Below are 9,461 nucleotides of genomic sequence, written 5' to 3'. Positions count from 1 at the left end.
CGCGAAAGCGGTGTGTCATTCAGCTTTGATGTCGACTGACACACCGCATTCGCGAGCAAGCCCGCTCCCACAGTTGATTGGTGTGCAGGTCGAGATTGGGTTTTGGCAGGCATAAAAAAGGGCTCCTCGAAGGAGCCCCTGGGCCGAAGCCCGCCGCCCGGATGGGGCGTGCGTGGTAAGTCGTTACGTATTCAGATTGTCGTGTCGGAGTGTGTGCCCTGTATTAGCCGACGGCGTGAAGTTCGTTGAGTCTATGGATTCCCGCAGTGCCGGTCATACCGTCCCAGTTGTCGCCGCGTCCTTCTCGCCAGCCGTTAATCCAGGCTTGGCGTACCGACGGTAGAGTAAATGGGCAAAGCTCACGGGATTTGCCACCAACGCCATATTGATATCCGCGCAAAAATGCTCTTTCCAACGGATCACGCTTAAGTCTTCTCATAGGGTGTTGCCCTCACTTGTTGACTGTATTTATCGCGTCGACCTCAATTGAGGTCTGGCAGAAAAACTCCTGCCGTTGGGGCTCGCTGCCGGCGTCGCGAGCCAAGGTGTTGACGTCATTGCGGCGTCAACCTGTGTTGAGTTCTAACCAATGCGTCACATCGAGGGAATGATCGTTTTGTCATAAGGACGTAACGATAAAGATGGTATGGCCATAAGTAACACGATGTTTGCCCGTGTTTATTGGCCAAACCCCGGTATGATCAGCCCCGCGCTGCATGATGGGGTTAATCCTTTGCTGAGAATGGCTCGCGTTGCAGTGGGGCATTATTCGACGAAGGGTCGACTTATGACATTTTGTTGCATCAACTTTTTTATCTGTCTTTGCATCTAAGCTCTTTTAACCCGAGCTTGCAGAGGTGGGACGGCACACCTTCGTGCCACGCGGGCGCTCTTTTAGAAAAGCGCCTGATTGAAAACCGGGCCGGCAATGCGTTGCCGGTTCACTTAGCTAAAGGCTCTGAAATTCCAATGTCCGATCAATTCGAAATCTTCCTCACTTGCCCCAAAGGCCTTGAAGGCCTGCTTATCGAGGAAGCCGTCGGGCTTGGCCTTGAAGAAGCGCGTGAGCACACCTCTGCCGTGCGCGGCATGGCCACCATGGAAACCGCTTATCGCCTGTGCCTGTGGTCGCGTCTGGCGAACCGGGTGCTGCTGGTGCTCAAGCGTTTCCCGATGAAGGACGCCGAAGACCTGTACCACGGCGTGCTGGATATCGAGTGGCAAGACCACATGCTCAACGATGGCACCCTGGCCGTTGAGTTCAGCGGTCACGGCTCGGGCATCGACAACACCCATTTCGGCGCCTTGAAGGTCAAGGACGCCATCGTCGACAAACTGCGCACGCCACAGGGCGATCGTCCGTCCATCGACAAGCTCAACCCGGACCTGCGCATTCACCTGCGCCTGGACCGCGGCGAAGCGATCCTGTCCCTCGACCTCTCCGGCCACAGCCTGCACCAGCGCGGCTATCGCTTGCAGCAGGGCGCGGCGCCGCTGAAGGAAAACCTCGCGGCCGCGATCCTGATCCGTTCCGGCTGGCCACGCATTGCGGCCGATGGCGGCGCGCTGGCTGACCCGATGTGCGGTGTCGGTACGTTCCTCGTCGAAGCCGCGATGATCGCCGCCGACATGGCGCCGAACCTGCGTCGCGAGCAGTGGGGCTTCACCGCCTGGCTCGGTCACGTCCCGGCCCTGTGGAAAAAGCTTCACGAAGAAGCCACTGAGCGTTGCGCGGCCGGTCTGGCCAAGCCACCCCTGTGGATTCGCGGTTACGAAGCCGATCCGCGTCTGATTCAACCGGGCCGCAACAACGTTGAACGTGCCGGCCTGAGCGAGTGGATCAAGATCTACCAGGGCGAAGTCGGGACGTTTGAGCCACGTCCGGACCAGAACCAGAAAGGCCTGGTGATCTGCAACCCACCGTACGGTGAGCGTCTGGGTGATGAAGCGAGCTTGCTCTATCTCTACCAGAACCTCGGCGAACGTCTGCGTCAGGCCTGCTTGAACTGGGAAGCTGCGGTATTCACCGGCGCCCCGGACCTGGGCAAGCGCATGGGCATCCGCAGCCACAAACAGTATTCGTTCTGGAACGGCGCGTTGCCGTGCAAGTTGCTGCTGATCAAAGTCACGCCAGACCAGTTCGTCACTGGCGAACGTCGCACTCCGGAACAGCGTCAGGTCGAGCGCGAGCAAGCCGAAGTCGAAGTCGCAGACAACGACGTGGTACCGGGCAAGTACGAGAAGTACAACAAGAACGGCAACCCGATCAAACCGGCGCCAGTGGTGATCGAGCAGCCGCGCTTGAGCGAAGGTGGGCAGATGTTTGCCAACCGTCTGCAAAAGAACCTCAAGGCCCTGGGCAAATGGGTCAAGCGTGAAGGCATCGACTGCTACCGCGTCTACGATGCCGACATGCCGGAATACTCGATGGCCATCGACCTGTATCAGGATTGGGTCCACGTCCAGGAATACGCCGCGCCGAAATCCATCGATCCGGAAAAAGCCTCGGCGCGCATGTTCGATGCCCTGGCCGCCATTCCGCAGGCCCTGAACATCGACAAGAGCCGCGTGGTGGTCAAGCGTCGCGAGCGTCAGAGCGGCACCAAACAGTACGAACGCCAAGCGGCACAGGGCAAGTTCGTCGAGGTCAACGAAGGCGGCGTGAAGCTGCTGGTGAACCTCACGGATTACCTCGACACCGGGCTGTTCCTCGATCACCGGCCAATGCGCATGCGGATTCAGAAAGAGGCCGCCGGCAAGCGCTTCCTCAACCTGTATAGCTACACCGCAACCGCCAGTGTTCACGCAGCCAAGGGCGGCGCGCGCAGCACCACCAGCGTCGATCTGTCGAAAACCTATCTGGACTGGGCGCGTCGCAATCTGTCGCTGAACGGTTTCTCCGAGAAGAACCGTCTGGAGCAGGGCGACGTGATGGCCTGGCTCGATGCCTGTCGTGACGAATACGACCTGATCTTCATCGATCCGCCGACGTTCTCCAACTCCAAGCGCATGGAAGGGATCTTCGACGTGCAGCGTGACCAGGTGCAATTGATCGACCTGGCCATGGCGCGTCTGGCCCCGGGCGGCGTGTTGTACTTCTCCAACAACTTCCGCAAGTTCCAGCTCGAGGAAAACCTCACCGAGCGTTATGCGATCGAGGAAATCACCGCCCAGACCATCGATCCGGATTTCGCCCGTAATGGCAAAATCCACCGTGCCTGGAAAATCACGGCTCGTTGACATTTGCAGGGATTGGATCCACAGAGCCTTGATTTTTAAAGGCTCTTGGCTTCTTTCTGTGCTGGTCAAATTGATGGCTAATAGCTATAACTCAACGCATGGCCAATGGGCTTTCCCGCACCTGGCGTTTTGAGTTGCGTCTATGTCGTTGCACGCCGTGCGCCCCAAGATCCTGGGTTTTATCAGCGAAGATGTCTCGGCCTGGCTGGTCGCGCTGCTGGTATTGATCGTCGGCGGGATTCTCACGGGATTGCTGGCATGGTCGACGCTGAATCTGTTTCACCAACAATTACGGCAACGCTTCCAACTGCTGGCCAGTGAGCGTTACAGCCGTATCGAAGAACGCTTCGAAGATCAGGAGCAGCGCCTCGATGGCCTGCGCCGGTTCTTTACCAATTCCGATTCGGTCTCCCGCGCGGAGTTCGACGGTTACACCCAACCGCTGCTGCACCGGACTCAGGCCTATTCCTTCGCCAAGCGGGTAACCGGTGCCGAACGGGCGGAATTTGAACGCCAGGTGCGTGCAGAGGGTTTACCCGACTTCACCCTGCGTGAACTCAATGCCGACGGCCAACTGCAACTGGCGGCTGAACGGGATGAGTATGTGGCGGTGCTGTATAGCCAGACCCAAAGCAAACTCGGCTCGCCGCTGGGCTATGACTTGTGGGCTCAACCCTTGCGTCGCGCCACCCTTGAACGGGCCGATCAGCATGGCGGCATGGCGGTATCGCAGCCGATGCATCTGGTCAATATCGAACCGGCCTATGCGCGCGGCGTGCTGCTGGTCGCACCGGTGTTGCTGCGCAATGGTCCGGGTACAGCGGGGGTGAAACCGTTCGGTTATGTCATGGCCGTGATCAGCATGCATCAGTTGCTGGCGGACGGGCTGCCAGAGGCTGGCCGTGACTATCTTTCGGTGCGCATCCTCGACTTATCCACAGACGATCAGCACGAAGTGCTTTATGAGTCCCCTAACCCCCCAGCCCCCAGTGAGTTGGCCGCGACCCGGCTGTTACGGCTTGCCGACCATGACTATCAAGTCGACATTCAGCCCAGCGATGCCTTCCTGCGAGCCAATCATTCATCGGTGAACACCCTGGTGGTGCTGGGCAGTTTGCTCAGTCTGTTGCTCAGTGCCTTGCTCTATGTGCTGGTCAGTCAGCGTCAACGGGCGCTGAAAATGGTCGAGCAACGGACCCAGGAACTGCGCGCCCGCGAGCAGGAGTTGCGCGGCACCCACGGCCAGTTGCGTGGCGTACTGAATGCCGCGACCCAGGTGGCGATCATCGCCACTGACCTTCGCGGGGTTATCCGCACCTTTAATGCCGGTGCCGAGCAAATGCTTGGCTACACCAGCACCGAGGTGGTGGGCCACATGACCCTGGAAAACCTGCACCTGCCCCGAGAGCTGCTGGCACGTTCGGCGGAGTTGAGCGCGCGCTATGGCAAACCGATTCCGACCTGCCAGGCGATGTTGGTCGAGGGTGATGAGGAGGGCGGTCACGAAGCGCGGGAATGGACGCTGCTGCGCAGCGACGGCAGCCATTTGACGGTGAACATGCTGGCGACCCCGGTCCTCGACGAGCAAGGTTTGTGGGTCGGGCACCTGGCGATCTGTATCGACATCACTGAACGCAAGCGGGTCCACGAGGCGCTGGCGGCACGGGACCTGTTGTTGAAGAAACTCAGCGCCCATGTGCCCGGCGGGATCTACCAATTCAAGATGGAGTTCGATGGGCGCTTCAGTGTGATTTACGCCAGCGACGGTATTCGCGAGATCTACGAACTTGAACCGGATGTCCTGTTGTTCAACGCTGAAGCGATTTTCACGCGGATTCATCCGCAGGACACCACCCGGGTCCGCGCTTCGATCCGGGCGTCGGCGGAAACCCTCAGCCCTTGGCGCGAAGAATACCGCGTGCAGCTGCCCCTGCGCGGCCTGCGTTGGGTTCGTGGCGAGGCGACACCGGAGGAATTGCCCGGTGGGGGCGTGCTCTGGCACGGCTATGTCTCGGACATCTCCGACTTGAAACGGGTGGAAGAAGAACTGCGGGCGCTATCGATCACCGACTCCCTGACCGGGATCCACAATCGCCGCTATTTCCAGGAACGCCTGACCACCGAAATGGCCCGGGTCGAACGCGGTGGCGGCGAACTGTCGGTGATCATGCTCGATATCGACCATTTCAAACGCATCAATGACCAGCATGGCCACGCGGTCGGCGATCGGGTGTTGCAGATTGTGTGCGAACGCATTGGCCTTCGGCTGCGGCGCACCGACGTGTTCTGTCGCCTGGGCGGCGAAGAGTTCATGGTGCTTTGCCCGGACATCAGCGGCGAGCATGCCCATGTCCTGGCCTTGCAGCTATGGCAAGGGTTGCGCAGTTCGCCGATCGAAGGCGTCGGGACAGTGACCGCCAGTTTCGGGATTGCCAGTTGGCGAGTCGGGGAGGGCGCGGATGCGCTGCTGCTGCGGGCGGATTCGGGGGTGTATGCGGCGAAACAGGCCGGACGGGATCGGGTAGAAGGAGAGATGAACTAGAGCTGCGGGCTCACCTCTGTGGGAGCGGCCCTGTGTGGTGAGGGGATTTATCCCCGTTGGGCTGCGAAGCGGCCCCGAATCGAAAACTGCGGTGCATCTGATACACCGCAAGCAATGGTTTTACGACTGCTTCGCAGCCGAACGGGGATAAATCCCCTCACCACACAAGCCCGCTCCCACAATTGGTTCTGTGGTGTTTTGTAGATCGGGTTAGAGCACCGAAGCCGTTTCCGGCAGTTTCGGCTGGCGATACAGGTCCAGCAGCACCTGATCCAGCACCGACGACGCGCCAAACGGTGCCTTGTCGTTGAGGATCGCCACGACCGCCCAGGTATTGCCGTTGATGTCGCGGCTGAAGCCGGCAATCGCCCGCACCGTATTCAGAGTGCCGGTCTTGATGTGCGCTTCACCGCGCATCGCCGTGGTTTTCAGGCGTTTGCGCATGGTGCCGTCGGTACCGGCAATCGGCATCGAACTGATGAACTCGGCCGAATACGGGCTTTTCCAGGCCGCTTGCAGCATGCCGGCCATTTCACGCGCACTCACCCGTTCCGCACGGGACAGGCCGGAACCGTTTTCCATCACCAGGTGCGGCGCGGTGATGCCTTTCTTCGCCAGCCACTGACGCACCACGCGCTGTGCAGCCTTGGCATCGTCACCGTCGGCCTCGGTGCGGAACTGCGCACCCAGGCTCAGGAACAACTGCTGGGCCATGGTGTTGTTACTGTATTTGTTGATGTCGCGGATGATTTCCGCCAGGTCCGGCGAGAAGGCCCGAGCCAGGACCTTGGCGTCTTTAGGGGTTGGCGCCAAACGGTCCACGCCCTGAATGCTGCCGCCCAGTTCCTTCCAGATCGCTCGCACGGCGCCTGCGGTGTAGGTCGCGTGGTCGAGCAGCGACAGGTAAGTCTGGGAACTGCAGCCTTCGCCCAACTGGCCGCCGACCGTCACGGTCACGCTGCCATCGGCCTGGGTCACCGGGTTGTAACGCACGCCACCGGTGCATTGCTTGGAGTTGACGGCTTTGACCTGGTTTTCGATGCGAATGGTGGCAATCGGCGGTTCCACCGACACCAGCACCCGGCCGTTGTCGTTGCGCGCCACAAAGCGCAGGGCCTTGAGGTTGACCATCAGCGCGTCAGGTTTGACCAGGAACGGCTTGTTATCGTCATTGCCGTCGTCGTTGAACTGCGGCAATTGCGGCTGTACGAAGAAATTGCGGTCCAGCACCAGATCGCCGGTGATTTGCGTCACACCGTTGGCGCGCAGGTCACGCATCAGCAACCAGAGTTTTTCCATGTTCAGCTTCGGATCACCGCCACCCTTGAGGTAGAGGTTACCGTTGAGGATGCCGCCGCTGAGCGTGCCGTCGGTGTAGAACTCGGTTTTCCACTGGTGGTTCGGGCCGAGCATTTCCAGCGCCGCGTACGTGGTGACCAGTTTCATGGTCGAGGCCGGATTGACAGAAACGTCAGCATTGAAAATCGTCGGGGTGCCAGGGCCGTTGAGCGGGATCATCACCAGCGACAGGGCGTTGTCCTGCATCTTGCTGGCCTTGAGGGCTTTTTCAACGTTGGGTGACAGCGCGGTGTTGATCGAGGCGGCGGAAACAGAGAAGGCCAGTGGGAGCAGAAAACCGGCCAGTAACAATGGACGCAAAGATTTGATCATGTGAAATAAAACCCTACAGCCGAGGGGGAAAAAGACGAGGGCATACAGATAAATTCCCTCAGTGGTCATGAAAGTGTCGGCATTATGCCCCAAGGTGTAGTGGCTTGTGCCGTGCCCTGGCCTTCTAATCCGCTATTTTTTACCGACGGTAGGGCTTGCAACCCAGAGAGACGGGCATTCGGCGCCTTAAACTGCTAAAGTGCCGCCCGTTATTACTTATGAGGATTGTTCCAATGGCGACTAACCGTTCCCAGCGTCTGCGCAAAAAACTGTGCGTCGATGAATTTCAAGAGCTGGGTTTCGAACTGAACCTGGATTTCAAAGAAGATTTGGCTGATGAAGCCATTGATGCTTTCCTCGACGCGTTCCTGAAAGAAGCCATGGAAGCCAACGGTCTGGGCTATGTTGGCGGCGACGACTTCGGTCTGGTTTGCCTGCAGAAGCGTGGCTCGGTGTCCGAAGAGCAGCGTGCCGCTGTTGAAGCCTGGCTCAAAGGCCGCAGCGAACTGACTGAAGCAACCGTCAGCCCGCTGATCGACGTCTGGTACCCGGAAAAGCCGATCAATCCGGTAGTTTGATGTTGTAAAAAACGGCGGCCCAAGGGTCGCCGTTTTTTTATGCCTGTTGTAGGAGCAAGGCTTGCCCGCGATAGCGCACCTGAGATCGCCATCGCGGGCAAGGACTGGGCGTCCCCCCGCTCCTACAGGGCCTTGCGCCAGTTCAGAATCACCATCGTTAGAACCCCCGCCACAATTCCCCAGAATGCCGAACCGATGGAAAACAGCGTCAGCCCCGACGCCGTGACCATAAAGGTAATCAGCGCCGCTTCACGTTCCTTCACTTCATTCATGGCGATGCTCAAGCCATTGATGATCGAGCCGAACAACGCCAGTGCCGCAATCGACAGCACCAATTCTTTCGGTAATGCGGCAAACAGCGCCGCCAGTGTCGCGCCGAACACCCCGGCAATCCCGTAGAAGATCCCGCACCAAACGGCCGCCGTGTAGCGCTTGTTGCGATCCTCATGGGCATGCGGCCCGGTGCAAATCGCCGCGCTGATGGCCGCCAGGTTGATCCCGTGGGAACCGAACGGCGCCAGCAGTAACGAAGCGATGCCAGTGGTGGTAATCAGCGGCGATGCCGGCACGGTGTAACCGTCGGCGCGCAGCACGGCGATGCCGGGCATGTTCTGTGAGGTCATTGCCACGACAAACAGCGGAATGCCGATGCTGATGGTCGCGGCGAGGGAGAAGTGCGGCGTGGTCCAGACCGGCGTCGCCACTTCCAGATGAAAACCGCTGAAGTCCAGCAGGCCCATGAGCCCTGACAGCGCCGTCCCGATCAACAGCGCGGCCAGTACGGCATAACGCGGCGACAGACGTTTGACCACCAGATAAGTGAAGAACATGCCCAACACCAGCGCAGTGCGATGCTGTGCGGCGACGAAGATTTCGCTGCCGATCTTGAACAGAATCCCCGCCAGCAGGGCAGCGGCCAATGACGCCGGAATCTTTTTCACCAGCCGTTCGAAGCTGCCGGTCAAACCACAAATGGTCACCAGAATCGCGCAGGTAATGTAGGCGCCGATGGCTTCGCCGTAGGTCACGCCGCCCAGACTGGTGATCAGCAACGCCGCGCCGGGTGTCGACCAGGCGATGGTGATCGGCGTGCGGTAACGCAGAGACAGGCCAATCGAACACACCGCCATGCCAATCGAGATCGCCCAGATCCACGAGGAAATCTGCGCGCTGGTCAGACCCGCCGCTTGCCCGGCCTGGAACATCAGCACCAGCGAGCTGGTGTAACCGGTCATCATCGCGATGAAGCCGGCGACGATCGCAGAAGGCGACGTATCGGCAAAAGGGCGGATCTGCGTGTGCGTGGCGTCGTTCATGACGGCGGTGTTCCTTATACAGATGAAGATGTCCGCCACAACATAGAACCATTGTGGGAGCGGGCTTGCTCGCGAAAGCGGTGAGTCTGTAGAAGCAAATGTCGACTGACACAC

Annotated in this window: 6 protein-coding genes; 3 read left to right on the top strand and 3 right to left on the bottom strand. The window is 59.5% G+C overall.

The features are described 5' to 3' along the window. Positions 1–223: 223 nt before the first annotated feature. The gene (rmf, locus tag KGB03_RS01480; RefSeq protein ID WP_003223300.1) at positions 224–439 is read right to left on the bottom strand and encodes a ribosome modulation factor; all 216 of its coding nucleotides are present in this window, start codon (positions 437–439) and stop codon (positions 224–226) included. A gap of 530 nt (positions 440–969) precedes the next feature. On the opposite strand from rmf, the gene rlmKL reads away from it, so the two are divergent. Both rlmKL and KGB03_RS01470 read left to right on the top strand, forming a co-directional pair. Beyond that, positions 970–3,240, top strand: a complete 2,271-nt coding sequence (gene rlmKL / locus KGB03_RS01475) for a bifunctional 23S rRNA (guanine(2069)-N(7))-methyltransferase RlmK/23S rRNA (guanine(2445)-N(2))-methyltransferase RlmL (protein ID WP_223526034.1) — start codon at positions 970–972, stop codon at positions 3,238–3,240. A gap of 142 nt (positions 3,241–3,382) precedes the next feature. Further along, entirely contained in the window at positions 3,383–5,782 is a 2,400-nt protein-coding gene (locus tag KGB03_RS01470) for a diguanylate cyclase (RefSeq protein WP_223526024.1), read from the top strand. A gap of 210 nt (positions 5,783–5,992) precedes the next feature. Here KGB03_RS01470 and dacB read toward each other — a convergent pair whose 3' ends face one another. Then, positions 5,993–7,453 (bottom strand): D-alanyl-D-alanine carboxypeptidase/D-alanyl-D-alanine-endopeptidase, encoded by a 1,461-nt coding sequence (gene dacB, locus KGB03_RS01465; RefSeq protein ID WP_111450631.1) that lies wholly within the window; start codon positions 7,451–7,453, stop codon positions 5,993–5,995. A gap of 233 nt (positions 7,454–7,686) precedes the next feature. Between dacB and KGB03_RS01460 the strand changes: the two genes are divergently transcribed. Further along, positions 7,687–8,031: a YggL family protein gene (locus tag KGB03_RS01460; RefSeq protein WP_111450630.1), complete on the top strand. Its 345-nt coding sequence runs from the start codon at positions 7,687–7,689 to the stop codon at positions 8,029–8,031. Between the two features lie 122 nt (positions 8,032–8,153). Here the strand turns inward: KGB03_RS01460 and KGB03_RS01455 are convergent, their stop codons facing one another. After that, positions 8,154–9,347 carry a benzoate/H(+) symporter BenE family transporter gene (locus tag KGB03_RS01455; RefSeq protein ID WP_192407075.1) on the bottom strand — a complete coding sequence of 398 codons (1,194 nt, stop codon included), beginning with the start codon at positions 9,345–9,347 and terminating at the stop codon, positions 8,154–8,156. Positions 9,348–9,461: the final 114 nt, after the last annotated feature.

Origin of the sequence: Pseudomonas sp. BF-B-26, from assembly GCF_019956495.1 — a bacterium.
Taxonomy (GTDB): domain Bacteria; phylum Pseudomonadota; class Gammaproteobacteria; order Pseudomonadales; family Pseudomonadaceae; genus Aquipseudomonas.
Note: the sequence above shows the minus strand (reverse complement) of the source record. Positions and strands in the feature narration are given on the sequence as shown.

Excerpts from the sequence above, each read along its gene's own strand:
- rmf (WP_003223300.1), bottom strand. The coding sequence starts at position 439 with ATGAGAAGACTTAAGCGTGATCCGTTGGAAAGAGCATTTTTGCGCGGA.
- KGB03_RS01470 (WP_223526024.1), top strand. The coding sequence starts at position 3,383 with ATGTCGTTGCACGCCGTGCGCCCCAAGATCCTGGGTTTTATCAGCGAA.
- dacB (WP_111450631.1), bottom strand. The coding sequence starts at position 7,453 with ATGATCAAATCTTTGCGTCCATTGTTACTGGCCGGTTTTCTGCTCCCA.
- KGB03_RS01455 (WP_192407075.1), bottom strand. The coding sequence starts at position 9,347 with ATGAACGACGCCACGCACACGCAGATCCGCCCTTTTGCCGATACGTCG.
- rlmKL (WP_223526034.1), top strand. The coding sequence starts at position 970 with ATGTCCGATCAATTCGAAATCTTCCTCACTTGCCCCAAAGGCCTTGAA.
- KGB03_RS01460 (WP_111450630.1), top strand. The coding sequence starts at position 7,687 with ATGGCGACTAACCGTTCCCAGCGTCTGCGCAAAAAACTGTGCGTCGAT.